At 68.3% G+C, this 18,033-nt stretch carries 15 protein-coding genes and 1 pseudogene; 5 read left to right on the top strand and 11 right to left on the bottom strand.

Features of this window, described 5'->3' with window-relative positions; all coding sequences use genetic code 11:
• Positions 1-191 precede the first annotated feature (191 nt).
• Positions 192-932 (top strand): GntR family transcriptional regulator, encoded by a 741-nt coding sequence (locus ACFV9M_RS21580; RefSeq protein WP_385061701.1) that lies wholly within the window; start codon positions 192-194, stop codon positions 930-932.
• 164 nt (positions 933-1,096) lie between these two features.
• Here the strand turns inward: ACFV9M_RS21580 and ACFV9M_RS21575 are convergent, their stop codons facing one another.
• From ACFV9M_RS21575 to ACFV9M_RS21550, 6 genes are all read right to left on the bottom strand, one after another.
• Positions 1,097-1,930 (bottom strand): DUF4231 domain-containing protein, encoded by an 834-nt coding sequence (locus ACFV9M_RS21575; protein WP_385061703.1) that lies wholly within the window; start codon positions 1,928-1,930, stop codon positions 1,097-1,099.
• 1,154 nt (positions 1,931-3,084) lie between these two features.
• The gene (locus ACFV9M_RS21570; RefSeq protein WP_385061705.1) at positions 3,085-3,927 is read right to left on the bottom strand and encodes a hypothetical protein; all 843 of its coding nucleotides are present in this window, start codon (positions 3,925-3,927) and stop codon (positions 3,085-3,087) included.
• An 852-nt stretch (positions 3,928-4,779) separates the two neighbouring features.
• Positions 4,780-5,142 carry a hypothetical protein gene (locus ACFV9M_RS21565; RefSeq protein ID WP_385061707.1) on the bottom strand — a complete coding sequence of 121 codons (363 nt, stop codon included), beginning with the start codon at positions 5,140-5,142 and terminating at the stop codon, positions 4,780-4,782.
• A gap of 436 nt (positions 5,143-5,578) precedes the next feature.
• A complete protein-coding gene (locus ACFV9M_RS21560; protein ID WP_385061709.1) occupies positions 5,579-5,899 on the bottom strand; it encodes a hypothetical protein in 321 nt (106 codons plus the stop codon).
• 4 nt (positions 5,900-5,903) lie between these two features.
• On the bottom strand, positions 5,904-6,224 hold the full coding sequence (locus tag ACFV9M_RS21555) for a hypothetical protein (protein ID WP_385061710.1): 321 nt from the start codon (positions 6,222-6,224) through the stop codon (positions 5,904-5,906).
• Positions 6,214-6,774, bottom strand: coding sequence for a bifunctional DNA primase/polymerase (locus ACFV9M_RS21550; protein ID WP_385061712.1), 561 nt, complete (start codon positions 6,772-6,774; stop codon positions 6,214-6,216). The genes ACFV9M_RS21555 and ACFV9M_RS21550 overlap by 11 nt, the downstream gene beginning before the upstream one ends.
• 389 nt (positions 6,775-7,163) lie before the next feature.
• Between ACFV9M_RS21550 and ACFV9M_RS21545 the strand changes: the two genes are divergently transcribed.
• Positions 7,164-8,399 (top strand): hypothetical protein, encoded by a 1,236-nt coding sequence (locus ACFV9M_RS21545; RefSeq protein ID WP_385061714.1) that lies wholly within the window; start codon positions 7,164-7,166, stop codon positions 8,397-8,399.
• Positions 8,400-8,477: 78 nt separating this feature from the next.
• On the opposite strand, the gene ACFV9M_RS21540 is transcribed toward ACFV9M_RS21545, so the two are convergent.
• Positions 8,478-9,407, bottom strand: a complete 930-nt coding sequence (locus tag ACFV9M_RS21540; protein ID WP_385061715.1) for a phosphotransferase family protein — start codon at positions 9,405-9,407, stop codon at positions 8,478-8,480.
• A 472-nt stretch (positions 9,408-9,879) separates the two neighbouring features.
• Between ACFV9M_RS21540 and ACFV9M_RS21535 the strand changes: the two genes are divergently transcribed.
• Positions 9,880-10,143, top strand: a complete 264-nt coding sequence (locus ACFV9M_RS21535; RefSeq protein ID WP_385061716.1) for a CopG family transcriptional regulator — start codon at positions 9,880-9,882, stop codon at positions 10,141-10,143.
• A gap of 49 nt (positions 10,144-10,192) precedes the next feature.
• Positions 10,193-10,342 (top strand): annotated as a pseudogene (locus tag ACFV9M_RS21530) (DNA-binding protein); the annotation flags it as partial.
• 238 nt (positions 10,343-10,580) lie between these two features.
• Here the strand turns inward: ACFV9M_RS21530 and ACFV9M_RS21525 are convergent.
• From ACFV9M_RS21525 to ACFV9M_RS21515, 3 genes are all read right to left on the bottom strand, one after another.
• Complete coding sequence (locus tag ACFV9M_RS21525; protein ID WP_385061718.1) at positions 10,581-12,254, bottom strand: SWIM zinc finger domain-containing protein; 1,674 nt, start codon at positions 12,252-12,254, stop codon at positions 10,581-10,583.
• Between the two features lie 41 nt (positions 12,255-12,295).
• Complete coding sequence (locus tag ACFV9M_RS21520) at positions 12,296-13,528, bottom strand: NAD(P)/FAD-dependent oxidoreductase (protein ID WP_385061720.1); 1,233 nt, start codon at positions 13,526-13,528, stop codon at positions 12,296-12,298.
• A gap of 210 nt (positions 13,529-13,738) precedes the next feature.
• Complete coding sequence (locus ACFV9M_RS21515) at positions 13,739-14,683, bottom strand: RNA polymerase sigma-70 factor (RefSeq protein WP_385061722.1); 945 nt, start codon at positions 14,681-14,683, stop codon at positions 13,739-13,741.
• Between the two features lie 390 nt (positions 14,684-15,073).
• Here ACFV9M_RS21515 and ACFV9M_RS21510 point away from each other — a divergent pair, with 390 nt between their 5' ends.
• Positions 15,074-16,786, top strand: a complete 1,713-nt coding sequence (locus ACFV9M_RS21510) for a multicopper oxidase family protein (RefSeq protein ID WP_385061724.1) — start codon at positions 15,074-15,076, stop codon at positions 16,784-16,786.
• Between the two features lie 64 nt (positions 16,787-16,850).
• Here the strand turns inward: ACFV9M_RS21510 and ACFV9M_RS21505 are convergent, their stop codons facing one another.
• On the bottom strand, positions 16,851-17,849 hold the full coding sequence (locus ACFV9M_RS21505; RefSeq protein WP_385061935.1) for a LacI family DNA-binding transcriptional regulator: 999 nt from the start codon (positions 17,847-17,849) through the stop codon (positions 16,851-16,853).
• Positions 17,850-18,033: the final 184 nt, after the last annotated feature.

Below are 18,033 nucleotides of genomic sequence, written 5' to 3'. Positions count from 1 at the left end.
TCATCCTCGGCACCCGCAGGCCCATCCTGCGGGTTGCTAGACCACCCGTAGTACGGGTGACGAAGACAAGACTGACCACCCGTAGTACGGGTTGTCAACCGACCTAGCGATAGGCGAAGCTGTCCATGAACTTGGGCACGCTGCCCAACCGGGACGAACAGCCGCACACACCACGGCCACGGAGGGTCGGCATGCCGCCGAAGAACACGCAGCCGAAGTACCGGCAGATCGCCGACTACCTGCGCGAAGGCATCCTGGACGGCACCTTCCCCGCTGGCCAACCGCTCCCGTCCGAGGATGCGCTGGCGAAACAGTTCGGCGTGACGCGCCCCACAGTCCGCCAGGGACTGAGCGAACTCCGGGCATCAGGTCTCGTCGAAGCCATCATGGGCCGCGGCACCTTCGCCCGCTCCCCGCACAGCCGCCCCAGCCACACGCGCCCGCGTGGCGTACGCCGCACCCCTGACGGCCGCTACGTCGAGGCGGACGGCATCCGCTGGACAGACGCCGAGCCACCGGTAGCCACCCGCACAGACGCCCCACTTGCCCTAGCGGACCTACTCCGCATCCCGCCAGGCGAGCCGGTGTTCACGTACGACGCGTTGCAGACCGCGGACCACGGCCGCCTTCGCCAGCTCCACCGGACGTACGTGCCGTTCTCGGCACTGATCGACACCAAGTACGAGGAGGAGGCCCCGCCGCCGGCGCCGGAGCTTTACACCGCGCTCGCCAACCTGGGCCACGAACTCCACTTCACGGAGTACGTCCGCACTCGCATGCCCCTGCCCGACCAGGCCCAAGCGCTACGCCTCGCCGATGGGGTCCCCTTGCTCCACATCATCCGCGTGACCCTCACCGAGTCAGACAAGCCCCTCGCCCTGGAGGAGTTCCACCTTCCAGGCGACGAGCTGGAGCTGTCGTTCCGGCTGTAGCACAGCCCGAGTTGGCTCAGACTTTCTCTACGTCATCAAGGCGGCTCGCTTCGCTCCCCGCGCGCGGCCCGGCCCCCGGCCGGGCCTGCGCTCCTGTCTCCGCCCCGCTCCAGCCCGGCCGGCGCCCGCGCCGCGCTCACAGCTTTGTCGCCTGCGCCAGATAGCTAGAGGACGCTCTGCTGACCCTGCTGTGGCTGGTCAAGTTGCTGCTCTCGCATGCGCTGCTCTGCGCGCAGCCCTTCTACGGTAGTGGCGTACAGTCCGAGATTTCCTTCCTCATCCGCCGCATGATATGGGGCGATGCCAAGTTCAAGGGCAGTGGTGTGCTGTTCGATGCTGTCGGCAGTCTGCTGAAGGTTGAAAGCCCTTTCACGAGGCTTGAAATAGCCAGTAGCAGCCGTGATGACCGTGACCGTCGCACCTAAACCGATAAGTACGCCCTTCGCCGGTTGGGGCGGATCATACCAGGCGGTTACCGCAGAAATCGCCGCCGAGCTAATGAACAGCATCCACTGCATCAACAAATGCAGACGGCGATAATGGCGTGATTCTCTACGTAAACGCAGAATCTCCCCAGGAATCCTTTCCTTATAGGATGCCTGTCGATCCATAACGGGAGGAATATGCCGCCTAGCTTCGAGGACATGACGCTCCTCGGCCAGGGCAAGCTTGAGTTTGAGTTGCCTAACTGGAGTCTTAGGGTCTTCCCAGGGGCTATCGCTTTGGAACTCAAGGACTAACTGGACCACCGAAGCGACTGCTAGAAAAAAGATAGCCGCAGCACATATACCATTGATCGCGGATGGCGTGTCTCCGCGCAGCCACACGAAAACCTTCAAGCCAGCCCACGTAATGACCGTAATGAACAGAGTGACTGGCGTTGCATATAGACCGAAAACTTGCAATCGCCGATTTTTGATGCGCTGCAAGAGGTCAGCAATTTCACGGCGGTGTTCGATTAGCAGCTCAGTAGTGCCAGAGCTCTGCATCCCTGCCATTACTCGCAGCCCCCAGGTTTATTGCGCTTGAGTTTCACAGATCTTTAATACGAGATTTAGGGTTTATCTAGGAAGCCTGCACGATCGTCGAGAACCCTCCTAGCCTCCTCTTCAAACTCCTCCACGGCAAGATGGAGTGCCAGACGGCCATCTCGGTGCACTACCCCGAGCGCCCCCTTCTATTAGATTCTCCGATGTCAGCCGCATGTTGTTCCACGCCCGCGAAGGTACGCGATATCCAAGCCTGCGACGCTATGAGCAATTCCCGCGCCATTTTGCTTAGAAATTCCGGCCCTTCCATAGCTGCGATAGATCGGGTTCGCATCATGTTTTCATTCAGCTCATTCATCCGCTGTATCGCATGCGCATCAACTGCCGGCCCTCCATTCACCCAGCTTTCGTGAAAAGCGGCCGCATTAGTAAGTGCCTCTTGAACTGCAGCCAAAAAAGCGACATAGGCGTCTCTACGTACCTGACGACGCCATTGCTCATGCCCAGACCGTGCCTGCGCGCGACTCGTTATGACTGCTGTGCCAAGCGCGCCGCCAGCACCGATTGCCGCACCCAGTAGGCCCGCAATGGCGCCCACAAGCGCCACACCCCCCGCATCCATACCCCCTATTCTGACTCGAAGTTCTATGGCCGCGCACCCAAGTCGACGCACGGCAGGTGTGTGGTCGAGTCGGGTCAGCCGAGCAGCTGCCCTACATCGCCTCAGCTTCCCAAGCTGTTGGCACCCGCTGTCGCCACACGCCGACCGTTGGATCTCCTGTGCTCATGCGAACCTCGGCAGCGTGGTTGAGGTCGGTGGGGGTGCAGCAGACGCACGCGCGCCTGGTCGGACGGCTAACCCGCCGTCGGGGCTGACTGTCGTCGGCTGAGGTCCAGACCCGCGCCGTGCGGACCTTGGGTTGCCGGCAAGCTTGGGCCGGGAAGGCGAGGGGCGGGCATGTCAAGGCCGTCTCCGACAGCTGACACCACCGTCTGACACCAACAAGCCTGGACAGCCGCGATCAGCGACGCGCTTCGGTGGACGTTCCTCCTGGGAGCACGGCCGGTTGGTCGAGGTCGGGGTGCGGTGTGATCGACCTGATATGGATGAGGCCGGACCACAAGCCTTGTGCACAAACGACCTTGGCGCTCCGAACTCTGTACTACACCGGAACTCGCTCCAAGAAACGGATCACCCTGGCCCATCCGGCCACGAGGATTGCGGCAGCGACTGCAATACCCGTCCACATCCAGGGCCTGACATCTTCAGGCACTCCGAGGCTCGGCCACAGTGCGTTGGCGACCACTACGGCGCCCATCGCAGCTCCGATCGCCAGCACCATGTGGAGCGACTCACGAAGTCCGCTGCGCGCCCTTGAGATTGGTTCCACCCCTTCCAGAGCGCTGTCAGGTAGGAGAGCTGCCACACGTCCTTCCGCGTAACGCTCCCCTATTGTGACCAAGCCCGCAGCGAGATCCTTGAGCGCCTTTTCTGGTTCCTGGTCGAGAAGATTAAGCTCTTGTCGGAGCGCACCAGCGACAAGCGCAGCATGATGCTTTGCTGCCGCTCGTCGAGGGGAGCGAGCGGGGATGGTACCGGAGAACCTGTGTGCCCTGAGTATCTGCCGCTCAACGCGCCGACATGCCTTGTCGACGCCATAAAGCGCCACCGCCCGTACTCCTGTTGGCTGCTGAACGGCTTGCGCGATCACTCTTACGGCGGCGGCAGCTCGCACGGTGAGCAGGTAGCGACGAATTTCTACCCATAGCCGCCACACTGTCCACAGCACGGCGCCGAAGATCCATTTGTTGCCAATTTCATGAAATGCGCTCTGCGCCCATTTCACGGCTGTCGGCGGTAGTTCTAAGCGCAAGCTGGCAACAACGTTGCGTGTACGATCTAGAACAAACTCCGCCACACGAGGGGCAATGAGCATCACCAACATGCCCTGCCAATAAGCAGTGACCGGGAATTTGTCCCGGGCTTTGCGGTCCGCCTGCAACATACTGCGTGTCTGGGTAAGTTCGCGGTCTGACATCCCTAACACAGCGACAGCGGTATCCAGTTTCCGCACGGGCTTGTTTAGGGCCTTCCGCCGCCGGAACCTGCGGCGAGCCTGCGCTCGTGTGTACCACCCTCCCCCGAACCTTGCTACTCGGCTTCCTGCCCGTCTGACCCCGTTTCCCTGCATGCCACCCATGATGCAGACAAGATGGAAGGTGCCGCGCGCACTTTCAACCTCGCGGGAGTTGCGATCCACACGGGCGGTCACACGCGGACCCCGGAGCTCGCCTAGCCCCCTCATGGCAGGCTCGTGGCGAACCATCTCGGCGAGGAGCAGCGCGGCCCAGCCGTCGATCTGGCAGTTCGAGCCGCAACTCCCGCCGGACATGGAGCACGCTACTCACTCGTGCCAGATGCGTGCCAGATCTGGCAGGGAACCACGGGGAACAGCGGGCAACAGATCAGCGGGAACCCGGGCTCTGTCCGCACTCCGCCGCAGTTCAGCAGCCCAACCAATCCTAGATCACCTGAGCTTCCCAAGCTGAGGGCTTCGGCCGCCGTCACGGGCCGGCCGTAGCCACTTGCTCTGCTCGACGAAAGACCCCGATAGCGTGGCTGGGGCCAGTGGGGGTGCAGCGAGGCACACGCGTGCGTGGTCGGTCGGCGCACCCGCCGTCGTGGCTGACTGTCGTCGGCTGAGCTTCGTGCCACTGCCGTGCCAGATGCAGGGGTCAGCCACGGTCAACAGGGGTGTCTGGCGGTCGAGTTTCCGGCAGCCTGACGAGGTATCGAAGCCCCAGCTCAGCGGCACGATGCCCCCGCCTCTCTCCTAAAGCGGGTGTCGAGGCCGACGTCATTCCTTGCGGTGCTGAGCGAACACCTGCTGCTGCTCTTCCCGCCAGCTCCAGTTGGCAGGCCGGGAGAAGGGCAGGCTTCGGGCAAGGGCGGAGAACTGATCGGACGGTTCCCGGCTGGCCTTGTTCACCACGATCGCCGAGAGCATCGGTGCTCGTCCGTCTTCGTTGCGGTTGAAACAGACATCCTTGAGTAGGTAGGTCATGACTCCGCGGTGAGGCGGGATGGAGTCGAAGCCCTGTGCCTTTAACTCGGCGCTCAGCTCCCCGTATGTAATGGTCTGCCCCTGTCGGGCCCGCTTCCGCAGGATCTCCACGGCCGCGTCGACCGCTGCCGGGTACTCCGGGTCCTTGATCCTCATTTGCCCCTCCCCCATCGCACGAACACTGCCCAGCCTGCGCATCGTAGCGACCAGGCACAGCCCCGCACTGCTAGAAGCGGACGAAGAGGTCGTACCAGAACCGTGCCAGATCGTGCAGGGGACCACGGGAAATGGCGGGGGACCAGGGCGCCAGCCAGTCAGGCTCCAGGGCCGCTTCGCTGCATGTCAGCTCGGCAGCCACTCGTAGACAATGCAAGCTTCCAAAGCTGATGTCACCCAACGGCCTGCCGCTTCGTCCGGGCTGCGGCGCTGGGGCGCCGGTCCCGGCCGAGCGGCAGGCTAGCTGCGCACCACGTGCGCTGGGACGCAGCAAAGAGCCCCGTACGGCAGCGCGGGGGACGATGCCGTACGGGGCCAGGCCAACTGGTTGCGGGAGCAGCCTCAGACCGCGACCAGCCAGCTTCTGTGGGACGGTTCAGGCCGCTGATGCCTCTCGCCCAGTGGCTGGAGACGTTGCAGCCGCCGCGCCGTGCAGCTCCGTCTCGAGTCCTGCCGTGATCAGCTTCGCCAGCAGCTCGGCCGCTTCAGGGCGGACGGTCCCGAGCTGCACCAGTCCGTCGCCGAATACGTTCACGTCGGCGAGCAGGCCCGGGAAGTCGGAGTCCAGTCCGAGCAGCACGAGCTGTTTGGCCAGAGTGCCGGCGCTTCGACGTGCGCGGTTCCAGCCTCGGACGTAGGGCACGCCGGGGACCAGGTCCTCCGCCCGTTTGGCAACTACTCCTCGCCGGTCAGTCATGGCTTCACGTCCTTCCCTGTTGTTCTTCGACGGTGGTCGGCGAGCGTTCGTCGTCGGAGTGATCTCGGCCGAACCCGCTTGCCAGGGCGAGGCGCAAGAGTTCCGCGAGGCGCTCGGCCGTGTCGGGGGACACGCGGCCCAGTTCGACAAGGCCATGGCCGAAGGCGTTCAGATCTGCGCGCAGGTAGGGGAAGTCCTTCTCCAGGCCTGCGCGTACGAGGGCGTCCCGCAATGCGGTGGTCGCGTTGCGGGCCGCGTACCACCCGTCGCTGTCGAGCGGGGACCACGTGGCAGCATCGCGTCCGTAGGTCGACTCACCCTGCATCCGGAGTCGTCTCCTCGGGAAGGGCAGCGACCGCCGCGTACGGGGTCGGGTACTGCTCGTCGAAGCGGTCGATCCTGGCCAGGAGCTCAGCGGAGGCGACCAGCGCGGTCGCCAGGGCGACCGGACGCAGCGGGTTGGCCTCCGGCCGGCGCGTCGGTGCGCGAAGCCACTGGTAGCGGTCGCCGGACAGCGGGATAGGGCCGGGAACGACGACGGCGGAGCCCTCGCCCAGGTATCGGTACGGTGGTGGGGATGACGTCTCACGGCCGAGGTAGAACGTGAAGGTCTCGTGGCTCTGGGAGCCGAGGAAGAACCCGACTCGCTGCGCCTTGCGGTCGACGACCGACGGCCCGAACGGCATCCCGCTTCGCTGAAGCCGATCGAACATCTCCATGCCGAGACGCTGTTCCACGCTCATCACGTCGAAGAAGCGGCCGGTAGGCAGCATGCAGGGCCGTCGCGGGTCATCCGCCCAGACCTGCTGGCACTCCCGCGGGTCGTCCGCCGCAGCAGACAGCCATTCCATGCCCCGCCTGGTCATCCTCTGCACGTCGTCTCACCCTCAGTCGGACTACGGTGCGGCCACGGTGCCGCCGTGGATCCAGACTCATGGCAGGGCACCCGACCAGGGCAGATGACGAGAGGTGACGGGGGATGACGCGTCAGCGCGTGTCACGTCATCCCCCGTCACCCGTTACGTGTGGACGATCTCCGATTACCGCCTGCAAGAAGCAACGACCAGCGCGTACATTCGGTCGAGCAACCCAAGTTGCCGCACCGGCGTACACGCAGGGAGTGAAGGGCCGCGTCTTCATGAAGCCGATCAGTGTCCGCTTACGTGAAGCCCGCACCAGCCGAGGCTGGAGTCAGCCGCGGTTGGTGAGGGAGTTACGCCAGGCAGCCGCCCGGCGTGGACATCAGCTCCCGTCGGACGCCAGCGTGAAGCGACGTATCGCGAGTTGGGAGAACGGCCACAGCACGCCCGACGACTTCTATGGTCCGCTTCTGTGTGACGCCTTCGCCATGAGTGCGGCGGAACTCGGTCTGAGGGACGGAGAGCTGAACGAAGCCCCCGTGCTCGACGCCGCGTATCCCGCCAGTCCCGATGACGCCATTCAGGCGGTCGGCCAGTTATGGCGTGCGGATCTCAACCACTACGACCCGCTGCTCGCGTCGGAGCCGTCCGAGCCTGCGTGGAACGAGGCGTCTCTTCGGTGGCTGGTCGCGCCCGAACCAGGCATCCCCCGGACGCATACCGAGGGGGTTCGTGTCGGTCTCGGCGATGTGGCAGCCGTCAAGACCACGGCGGACATGTTCGCCCAGCTCGACGACCAGTTCGGTGGGGACCACGCGCGTCACTCGGTCATCCAGTACCTCAACAACGATGTGGCCCCACTGCTGCGAGGCCGATACACCGAGCAGGTGGGCCGGGCCCTCTTTTCCACCGTGGCAGAAGCAACCCTCCTTGCCGGTTGGATGTCCTACGACGCCTGTCACCACGGGCTCGCCCAAAGGTATTTCCTCCAGGCCCTCCGCCTCGCCCAGGACGCCAACGACCGCCGGCTCGCCGGCAGCATCCTTTCCGCGATGAGCCATCAAGCGACTTTCTTGGGTCGGTACACCCAGGCCGCGACTCTTGCCCGTGCAGCGCTCATGGGCATTTCCCCGGTGGCCACGCCGACGTTGCGGGCTCAGTTCCATGCCATGGAGGCCCGCGCGCTCGCTCGCACCGGGGATGTCGCCGGCTGCGAGGCCGCCCTGGGAGCGGCGACCAGAGCGCTCGAAAGCCGGAACAGCGAAGACGAGCCGGAGTGGATCAGCTACTTCGACGAAACCGAGCTCGCCGCCGAAGCCGCCCACTGCTTCCGGGACGTCAACAGCGCTCGTAAGGCGGTGGCCTACGCCGAGAACGCCATGAGCGGTAGCCACGTACGGAGTGACTTCTTCGCGACGATGGTCCTCGCCGATGCGCACCTGCGTGCGGGTGATGCCGATGAGGCCTGCCGCGTGGCTCTCGACGCGCTGGATCTCGGCGAACAGCTCAAGTCCGCACGATGCATCAGCTATCTCGCCGAGTTCCGCCACAACCTCAGTGCCGCCGGCCACAGCACCGCAGCCCGCGGGCTTGAGGAGGAAGCGCGAGAGCACAGGCTGTGGATCGCTGCGGGGGTGTAGCACCAGCCAGGCTCACCGGCTGAAGCAGGCAAGGACCACGGAGCGTGCCCGTGCGGCAGTGAGTGGCACCGGCAGCCCTTAGAACGCACTCCACGAGGCGCGCCCCTCGCCCGTTCGTAGAGACCGCACCCGCCGGGCGAACTCCGCGGCGGAACGCTCGCTCGTGCCCACTTGGTGGCCGAGCCAGGCCACCATCATCAGCTCCCGCAGGTCGGCCAGCGTCTCGTATCCGGGCCAGTTCATGAGGTCGAAGCCGTACCGGTGGACGAACTCCGCGTACTCCGCCTTGGTGTGCCAGCCGTACCGGTCGTAGTAGAGCGCGGTCAGGATCAGATCCCACTCTCGCGGGGCGAGGGCGAACCCGTCGAGGTCGATGAGGACCGCATGACCGTCCCGGTGGCGAAGGACGTTCCCGATGTTGGCGTCCCCGTGGATCAGGCCGAAGGGCAACACAAAATCCAGCCGGTCGTACTCCTTGGCCAGCTTGGCCGCCCGTTCCTCCAGGAAGGACCGGTCCTCGGCGGAGACGGCATCCAGGCCGTCCAACGAGGCCGACAGCTTCGCCAGCGGGTCGAAGTACGGAAGGCCCAGCGTCTCGGGCTCCTCCAGCCAGTGGAAGCGGCGGAGCAAGTCCGCCAGTTCACCGACCGTCGCGTACTCCTCGTGCTCTTGGACGCTCTCCCAGAAGGTCACCACCAGGCCGCGCACGACGATGGGCTGGGTGACGCCGGCCAGTACGCGCGTGGCCGGGAAGTCCACCGTCTCCAGCCACCGGGCGACGCCCACGGCACGTTCCATCTCGGACAGAACGGCGGGGTCACGTGCGACGCGGACGATGATCGGTAAGGAGGCCAGGCGGTACACCGCGTTGGATCCCAGGCGCAGCAGCTCTGCCCCGGTCGAGTCCAGGCCGGCCGTCTCGCACGCCTCCCGCAGGACGACTGCCACGCCCTCCGCCGTGAACGCCGTACCGTCGTCGTGCGCTTCGCCGCCCGTGCCCGAGATCATGCCTCCGACGATACGGCGCGGCCCCACCCCCGGACAGGGCTCTCACGTAATAGGGGCGTGATGATCTTGGTTGTGGCCCGGCTCATGCACCACTCACCCGCAGGTCAGGGTCCCCTCGACCACTCGCTCTCCCCTGGCCTCCGGAGCCGTGTGCGCAGGTTCGAATCCTGCCGGGGGCACCTTGCATGAGGTGCCCAAGACCCCGCCATCAGCGGCTTCGCTGAGGACGGGGTCTTCGCGTATGTGCAGGCGGGTGCCGCCCAGGCGTCACGCTCATTACCATCCGAAGCGGCTTCCCGGACGGCCCGGATCAACGAGGAGCCGCGTTCGCCGGCGAGCGCCCGGACATCCGCCGCACACCCGTGGACCGGCTTCCATCGGACCGCGCAGCAACCACGGTCTTCGGCCCGCACCTCTTTTCGGGAACGCCGTACACAGGCGGGGACGGGATATCCGAGGCAGGATTGGTGGTGTGAGTGAGCGTGCCGGTAAGTACTGGATCACTATGCCGCGCAACATCGCCGAAGCCGCCAAGGCCCGCAGCGGCCCCTCTGGGCTTCCCGCCTACGTAGCCGCGGCTGTTGCCCGCCAGATCGAGCGGGACAACCTCAACGGATTCATCCAGGTCGCCGAGGCCGAGCACGGTCCCGTGACGGACGAGGAGATCCAGTCCTTGCACGACCAGCTCCACCAGGCACGTCACGAGTGGACACAGGGCGGGGCGAACGGCGTGTGACCGGCTCCCCCGCCATCCCTGCGGCAGCCTCGTCCTCGGCAGCGAAGGGCTGGTCAAGGGCGTCTTACGCGACCGTACGGTCACCGGCTGGCTCAGCCTGGCCCGTGCCGATGACCTGTGCGTGATCGCCTCGGCGGCCACACTCGTGGAAGTGGTCTCTCCTCGCATCAACCTCCCGGCCCTGAAGTGGACGCTCTCCGGCATTGGCCGCGCTGTCGTCTGCGGCGATGACATCACAGTCGCTCCGGTCGAACCTGATGGTCCGGAGGTGCGGATCCTGAGCCCCTGAGGGGCTCGGGATTGGACGTCCGTCGGGTGGGATAAGTGAGGGTGCCGCCCGGCACAGTGGGCCGGTGGGCGCCTGTTCGTGACAGGCCGACGCGGCCATCGTCGGCCCTGTCCGGCCGCGGGTGCGGGCAGCGGCCGCTCCGCGCGGGTCACAGGCCCCGTTCGTCCATCAGTCGCAGCAGGTTTCGCTTGCGCCTCTGGAGTGTGCGCAGGGCGGTGATGCACGTGGTGAACTCGTGCGGTGTGTTCAGGTGGTGGTGGCAGTCGCGGATGTTCAGGAGCAGGCTGACGAGTTGTTCGTAGACCGCGTTGCCGGTCTGCCGAGTGAGCGGTTCGGCCAGGCGTAGGTAGATGTCGAGCGCGTCGGCGGGGCGGTCGATGCGGGACTGGTCGGCGAGGGTGCGCCATTGGCGCTCGTGGGCGCCGGTTTCGGTGGCGGCTCGCCAGGCTGCGTCGATGTCGCCGTCGTCGAGCAGCGCGTCGACCAGGACAGGGCCGTCGTGCCGGTTTCCCTGCCGCCGGTTCGCTTCTGTGCGGAGGAGGGCACGTGCCTCCTCCCGCTCGGTCTGCCAGCAGTCGGCGGCCTGGGCGGCGGCGCGCAGTTGCCGGTAGGTGAGCAGGGTGCGGCGGGCGCCGAAGTGGCCGCGGCGCAGGGCTACGGCTTCGGGGAGCCGGTCCGCCTGCGCGTAGCGGTCGGAGAGGTAGTCGATGAGGGCGGTGTCGACGGTGGCGAGGTCCTCGGTGTCCCTGATGCCGCGTTCCGCCCAGCGCAGGGCCTCGTCGGGGCGCCCCGCACCGTCCAGTTCCCGGGCGATGACCAGGTGGGTGTGGCCGTTCGGTGCGAGGTCGGCCGCGTGCACGGCGATCACGGCGTCGACATCGCCTCCCGCCTTGGCCACGCGCTCCATCAGGTACTTCTCGGCCCAGCCGGTGCGGTTGCCCCGCCACGCCTCGACCGCCAGTTTCCGCAGGGCCGTCAGCCCCGGTTCGCCGAGGACGTCCTCGTAGTCGAGCGGATCGATGTCGGTGAGGTCGCCGGCGTCACTGAGTACGTGGCCGGCCAGCCAGCGCGCGAGTTCCTCCGGGTCGGGGCGCGCCGCACGGCATGCGTCGTGGTGGACGTCGGCGAGGTCGGCTCCGATCTGGCCGAGCCGTCCGTCGGAGTCGTCGACGCTCTCCACCACCTTGGCCAGCAGCAGCATCGCCTCCCGCGCCAGGACCATGGCCTCGGCGGCCCGGCCCGAGCCGGCCAGTGCCCTGAGCGCGGACAGGGCCTGCCCGGCCTGGTCGGCGTAGGCGCGGGCGTCGGCGTACTCGACGTAGCCGTACCGTGCGAACGGACCGATGTCCAGCAGCTCACGGACGCGGGCCCGGACCGCGGGCAGGTCCCCTCGGGCGTTCGCGGCCCGCAGTTCCAGGCGGCGGCGCAGTTGGCGGTCCTCGGCGATCTGATCCCGTACGAGGGCGAGCAGTTCCTCCCTCGACAGGCCGGACAGCCAAGCGTCGAGGCCCTGTACACGTTCCCGGGCCGCCTTCCGCTGCCTCGGCAGGCTCTCCCCCTGGGCGAGCACGGTCAGGCCGAGCGCGACCAGGTGCTTGCAGAAGTTGCCCTCCAGGCCGTACGGGCAGTCGCACTCGCCGGCCGGGCTCCCGGGCCCGTCCAGGACCAGCTCCACCTCGTACCGTTCCGTGCCGTGGACGGTCGCGGTGACCCGGGCGTCATCGACTTCGACCCCGGACACCGCGTCGAGGTATCCGAGCCCGCGCTCGAAGGAACGGGCACCGGCCAGCGCCCTGAGGTTCGCCTCCGTAAGACCGTCCACGACACTCCCCCACCCGGACTCCGGCCCTGCTCGTACGGCCGTCAGCTTACGTCCGCCCGCCGGCCCGGTCCGGCGATCCGCTGGGGCGCCGCACCGGCCACCGAGGGTGTGCTTGGCTGCGGTACGGCGTGGCGGCGCTGGGTCGGGAGGGCGAGGGTCGGGTTGGTGACGGCCCAGGCCGCGCCCTTGCAGATCAGCTCCTTGTAGAGGGCGGCGAGCCGGCCGGTCAGGGCCGCTTCGACGGCTCGGTCGTCGGCGGTGACGTACTGGATCAGGCCTTCCTTGCGGCCCAGCGAGATGCACTGGTTGAAGTAGCGGAGCGGCACGTTCGGGAGCTTGCCGCCGGTCAGGCGGGCCGCGATGGCGTCGGCGGCCTGCCAGGCGGTGGGGACGCCCGAGGCGCACGACATGCGCAGGGGCTTGTCGCCGGCGCCCGTCGCCAGGGCCGCGTCGCCGATGGCGTACACGTCCGGGTGTGAGACCGAGCGCATGGTGTCGTCGACCACGATCTGGCCTGTTCCGGTGGTCTTGAGGGTGGTGGCCTGCGCGATCGGGTGGGCCGCGAAGCCCGTCGTCCAGACCGTGACGGCGGCCGGGACGGGCGTGCCGTCGGCGGTGGTGATGTGGTCGGCCCCGACGGTGGTGACGGCGGTGTGCTCGTGCACGGTGACGCCGAGCTTGTCGAGGACCTTCCGCAGGTGCCGGCGGCCCTTGGCGGAGAGCCAGTCGCCGAGGCCGCCGCGGGCGGCGAGGGCGACGTCGAGGTCCGGGCGGGCCTCGGCGATCTCGGTCGCGGCCTCCAGACCGGTGAGGCCGCCGCCGACCACGACCACGGGCTGTCCGGCGTCCAGGCCGGCCAGGCGCTCGCGCAGCCGCAGCGCTCCGGGGCGACTGGCGATCTCGTGAGCGTGCTCGGCGGTGCCGGGGACGCCCTGGTCGTTCCAGCCGCTGCCGAGGGCGTACACGAGGGTGTCGTACGTCAGCTGCTCGGTGCCGGTCGTGGTGTGGACGGTGACGGTCTTGCCGTCGACGTCCACGCCGGCGACCTTCGCGAGCCTCAGTTCGACGCCGGTGCCCGCGAACATCTCGCTGAAGGGCCGGGGCCTGAGGTCCTGGCCGACCGCGAGCTGGTGCATCCGTACGCGCTCGACGAAGTCGGGCTCGGCGTTGACGAGGGTGATGGCGACGTCGTCGCGGTGCAGCCGCCTGGCGAGGCGGCCGGCGGCGATGGCTCCCGTGTATCCGGCTCCGAGGACGACGATGCGGTGCTGCATGTCCGTACTCCTGTCTTGGGCGGGTCCGCCGGCGGGTTCGCCACTGGCGGGTTCGCCTCTTGAACCGGGCGGCCTCCCGTTTCCTGACAGCAGTGGAGTGTGAAGCACATCACAAGCAGTCTGCGGTGCCTCGCAGCGCCCCGCGGTGCCTCACAGCGCCCCGCGGTGCCTCAAGCGCCTTTCAGTGCCTCACAGTGCCTCGCGGCGTGGTCAGAAGGTGACCACCAGGGGTTCGCCGTGGTCGGTGGCCGACCACCGCCGGGTCGCGCGTTCGAGCTTGTCGGGGTTGACCTGGTTGCGGAACGCGGCGATGCCCTCGGCGGTGATCTCCAGGCACATGACGCCGATGACGCGGCCGTCGACGACCGCCACGAGCGCGGGGCCGCCGTTGGCGGTCGTGGTGTGGATCTCGGGTGAGCCGCCGACCAGGGCGCGCTTGGCCTTGCCGGGTGTGAACAGGCCCCGCATGAACTTCGCGACCGCCAGAGCGCCCTCGAACGCCTTGGCGCGGGCGGGGACCTTCCCGCCGCCGTCGCCGATCGAGATGGCGTCCTGGGTGAGCAGTTGCACGAGGGGCTCGGTCCGGCCGCTGGTGGCGGCCGCGAGGAACTCCTCGACGATCCGCCGGGCGGTGGCCTCGTCGGTCTCGGTGCGGGTCCTGCCGTCCGCGACGTGCTTCTTGGCGCGGTGGAAGATCTGCTGGCTGGCGGCCTCGGTGACGCCGAGGATCTCGGCGATCTCCCGGTGCGGATAGTCGAAGGCCTCCCGCAGCACGTACACCGCTCGCTCGTTGGGCGTCAGCCGCTCCAGGAGAGCGAGGACCGCGTACGAGACCGATTCGCGCTGCTCGGCGGTGTCGGCCGGGCCGAGCATCGGGTCTCCGGCGAGCAGCGGTTCGGGGAGCCATTGGCCGACGTAGGTCTCGCGCCGCGCGCGGGCCGAGGTGAGCTGGTTGAGGCACAGGTTGGTGAGAACCTTCGTCAGCCAGGCCTCGGGGACCTCGATGTGGTCGACGTCGGCGGCCTGCCAGCGCAGGAACGTGTCCTGCACGGCGTCCTCGGCCTCGCTCGCGGAGCCGAGGAGGCGGTAGGCGATGGCCTCCAGGCGGGGCCTTGACGTCTCGAAGCGGTCCACGTCGTTCATGGTCAGGGCCATGGCCCGGATCCTAGCCCTCGCGGCCCTCGCGCGTGCGGCGGCCGCCGCACCTCGTGACCTCGTGACCTCGTGACCTCGCGACCTCGCGACCTCGCGACCTCGCGACCCGCGGCTTCTGACCCCGGCTGTGTGGACCGGGGCGTAGCAGCCAGGCCGCCGGTGCGGTGCCGGACAGCATGACGGTGCCGGAGACGGGCAGGCACAGCCGGAGTCCGTCCAGGAGGGACTCGGAGAGGGCGTGCGGGGCGGTGTCGGTGTCGCGGCCCTCGGCCCCGGGCCGCCTCGTTCCGTGATGCCATGGCCATCGGTCGGGTGGGCGGGGCGCGGGATTCGTGAGACGCGCCGTTCCGGTTCGCCCGGATACGCCCATAAGACAGGTGTGATGTGGTTATGCACACTCACACGCGGCGTACCCTGCTCGGTGCCTCGATCGCGGCTGTCGGATCGGGAGCCCTGACCTCGTGTTCCGGTTCCGGCTCGCGTCCGGGGGCCGAGCATCGGCCGGAGTCCGGGACGAGCGCGGGTGCGGGGCCCGGCCCTCGCTCGGCGTCCGGATCGCCTTCGGGGCTCGGCCCCCACTCGGCGGGCAGGACCGACGGTCACGGTGGTGGCGGCTTCGTGCCCAAGGGCCCCGAGGGATACGTGAACCCGTCCGACCCCGAGGTCGTCGCCGCCGAGGAGGCGCGCGGGAAGGGGCCCGTGCGCAAGTTCAGGCTGACCGCCACCGAGACCTCCCTCGACCTGGGCGGACGGACCGTCAGATCATGGGCGTACGGCGACACGCTGCCGGGCAAGGAGGTGCGGGTGTCGACGGGCGACATCCTCGAGATGACGCTCGCCAACCACCTGCCGGAGGCGACGACCCTCCACTCGCACGGCATCCGCCTGCGCTGCGACATGGACGGCGTCCCCGGCCTCACCCAGCACTCCATCAGGCCCGGCGCCGACTTCACCTACCGCTTCGCCGTGGCACACCCGGGCACCTACTGGCTGCACTCGCACTCGGGGATGCAGCTCGACCGCGGTCTGTACGCCCCGCTGATCGTCGAGGATCCCAAGGAGCCGCTGTCGTACGACAAGGAGTGGGTCGTCGTGCTGGACGACTGGGTGGACGGTGTGGACGGATCCACTCCGGACGGCGTGCTCACACAGCTGAGCAAGGGCCGGCGCGCGCCCATGGACATGGGCGAGGACGACCTGCACACGGGGTCCGGACACGGCGGGCCCTCCGGCACCGACCGGCCGGGAGGCGGAAAGGCCACCGGCCCCTCCCGCGTCCTGCACGGGGTGCGGAGCAGCATGCTGAAGAGTGAGGGCGGTCATGTCGACTACCCGTACTACCTGGCCAACGGCCGGCTGTCGCGGGCGCCCTCGGTGTTCCGGGCGCGGCCCGGGGACCGGGTCCGGATCCGGCTGATCAACGCCGGGGGCGACACGCCGTTCCGGGTCGCGCTCGGCGGCCACCGCATGACCGTGACCCACACCGACGGCTACCCCGTCGAGCACACCCGGACGGACGCGCTGATCCTGGGCATGGGCGAACGCTACGACGTGCTGGTCACCGTCAAGGACGGCGTGTTCCCGCTGGTCGCCCTCGCCGAGGGGAAGAAGGGGCGGGCCCTGGCGGTCCTGCGGACGAGCGGCGGGAAACTGCCCAAGCCCTCCGTGCGTCCCCGGGAACTCGACGGCCAGGTCGTGCCGGCGAGACGGATGGTGCCCGACGAGTCCGTGGCCTTCCACGACCGTGCCCCGGACCGCGAACTGCGCTTCCGGATGACCGGCACCATGGACAAGTTCAACTGGTCCTTCGACCACCGGCCCTACTCCGTCGAACAGCGCTACCCGGTCGAGGAAGGGGAACGGGTCCGCGTGACCCTCGTCAACGCCACCGACATGTGGCACCCCATGCACCTGCACGGCCACACCTTCGCCCTCGCCGGCATCGACTCGGCCGGAGCCCGCAAGGACACCGCGCTGGTGCTGCCGCACCGCAAACTCGTCATCGACTTCTACGCCGACAACCCGGGTCTGTGGATGCTCCACTGCCACAACCAGTACCACGCCGAGTCCGGCATGATGACCATCCTCGGCTACCGGAAGTGACCAGCGGGCAAGCGGGCGAGCAGGCAAGCGGGCAAGCGGGCAGGTGACCTCGTGACCACGGCCGTCAGCGGGGGCCGCGTGCCCGCTCGGTCGTGCTGTCGCGGACGCGGAGGTCCGCCGGGACGACCGTCAGCGGGGGCGGCGGCGTCTCCGGCGCGTCGATGCGGTTCAGCAGGACGCGGAGGGAGCGGGTGCCGATGTCCGAGAAGTCCGTACGGACCGTGGTCAGGGGCGGAAGGAAGTGGGCGGCCTCCGGGATGTCGTCGTGGCCGACCACGCTGACGTCGCCGGGGACGCGGCGGCCCGCCTCGCGCAGGGCCCGCAGGACCCCCAGGGCCATCTGGTCGTTCGCCACGAATACGGCGGTGACCTGGGGGTTCTTCGCCAGCTCGCGTCCCCGTTCGTAGCCGGAGTCGGCGCTCCAGTCGCCGGTGAGAGGGGCGGGAACCTCGGCCCCGTACGCCTTCAGGGTGGCCCGCCAGCCGTCCGCCCGGCGGTCCGCCGACGTCCAGCCGGACGGGCCCGCCACATGGTGGACCGTGGCGTGGCCGAGGGCGAGGAGGTGTCCGGTCGCCTTGCGGGCGCCGGAGACGGCGTCCGAGGTGACCACGGGAGTGCCGTCGCCGAGGTCGTTGTCCAGGACGACGAGCGGGGTGTCCAGACGGGCCTCGGCCAGCCCCCTCGCCACCCACAGCTGCGGCGCGATCGCGATCACGCCGTCCGCGCCCTCCGCCGACAGACGGTCCGCCGCCCGGACGACCGTGTCGCGGTCGGCCGTGTCCAGGGCGATCGAACTGACCAGGTAACCGGCCGCCTGCGCCGCCGTGTTGATCGCCGTCAGGGTCGAGGCAGGGCCGTACCGGGCCGCGTCGAAGGAGATCACGCCGAGCATCCGGGTGCGGCCGCTGGCCAGCGAGCGGGCGCTGCGGCTCGGGCGGTAGCCGAGCGTGCGCATCGCCGCGAGGACCGCCTCGCGGGTCTCCGGCCGTACGGCCGGGTGGTCGTTCAGTACCCGCGAGACCGTCTGCTTGGAGACACCGGCCAGCTTCGCCACGTCGTCCATCACGGGGCGCGCGCCCGCGAAGTTGCGCCGGCTGCGCCCCTGTGGCTGTCCCTGGCCCTTGCCCTGGCCCTGGCCCTGGCCGGGACCCTGCCCCTGGCTCTTGCCGGGTCCCTGGCTCTTGCCGGGTCCCTGGCTCTTGCCGTCGGGGGTCGTCATCGAGGGGCTCTTTCTTCTTCTGCGGCGG

The sequence above is a fragment of the Streptomyces sp. NPDC059895 genome (genome assembly GCF_042731035.1).
Lineage (GTDB): Bacteria > Actinomycetota > Actinomycetes > Streptomycetales > Streptomycetaceae > Streptomyces.
Note: the sequence above shows the minus strand (reverse complement) of the source record. Positions and strands in the feature narration are given on the sequence as shown.

What these genes read in the sequence shown, in the direction of transcription:
- ACFV9M_RS21560 (WP_385061709.1), bottom strand. Translation starts at nt 5,899, where the DNA reads ATGACTGACCGGCGAGGAGTAGTTGCCAAACGGGCGGAGGACCTGGTC.
- ACFV9M_RS21575 (WP_385061703.1), bottom strand. Translation starts at nt 1,930, where the DNA reads ATGGCAGGGATGCAGAGCTCTGGCACTACTGAGCTGCTAATCGAACAC.
- ACFV9M_RS21540 (WP_385061715.1), bottom strand. Translation starts at nt 9,407, where the DNA reads ATGATCTCGGGCACGGGCGGCGAAGCGCACGACGACGGTACGGCGTTC.
- ACFV9M_RS21580 (WP_385061701.1), top strand. Translation starts at nt 192, where the DNA reads ATGCCGCCGAAGAACACGCAGCCGAAGTACCGGCAGATCGCCGACTAC.
- ACFV9M_RS21520 (WP_385061720.1), bottom strand. Translation starts at nt 13,528, where the DNA reads ATGCAGCACCGCATCGTCGTCCTCGGAGCCGGATACACGGGAGCCATC.
- ACFV9M_RS21565 (WP_385061707.1), bottom strand. Translation starts at nt 5,142, where the DNA reads ATGAGGATCAAGGACCCGGAGTACCCGGCAGCGGTCGACGCGGCCGTG.
- ACFV9M_RS21555 (WP_385061710.1), bottom strand. Translation starts at nt 6,224, where the DNA reads ATGCAGGGTGAGTCGACCTACGGACGCGATGCTGCCACGTGGTCCCCG.
- ACFV9M_RS21510 (WP_385061724.1), top strand. Translation starts at nt 15,074, where the DNA reads ATGCACACTCACACGCGGCGTACCCTGCTCGGTGCCTCGATCGCGGCT.
- ACFV9M_RS21570 (WP_385061705.1), bottom strand. Translation starts at nt 3,927, where the DNA reads ATGTTGCAGGCGGACCGCAAAGCCCGGGACAAATTCCCGGTCACTGCT.
- ACFV9M_RS21505 (WP_385061935.1), bottom strand. Translation starts at nt 17,849, where the DNA reads ATGGACGACGTGGCGAAGCTGGCCGGTGTCTCCAAGCAGACGGTCTCG.
- ACFV9M_RS21515 (WP_385061722.1), bottom strand. Translation starts at nt 14,683, where the DNA reads ATGGCCCTGACCATGAACGACGTGGACCGCTTCGAGACGTCAAGGCCC.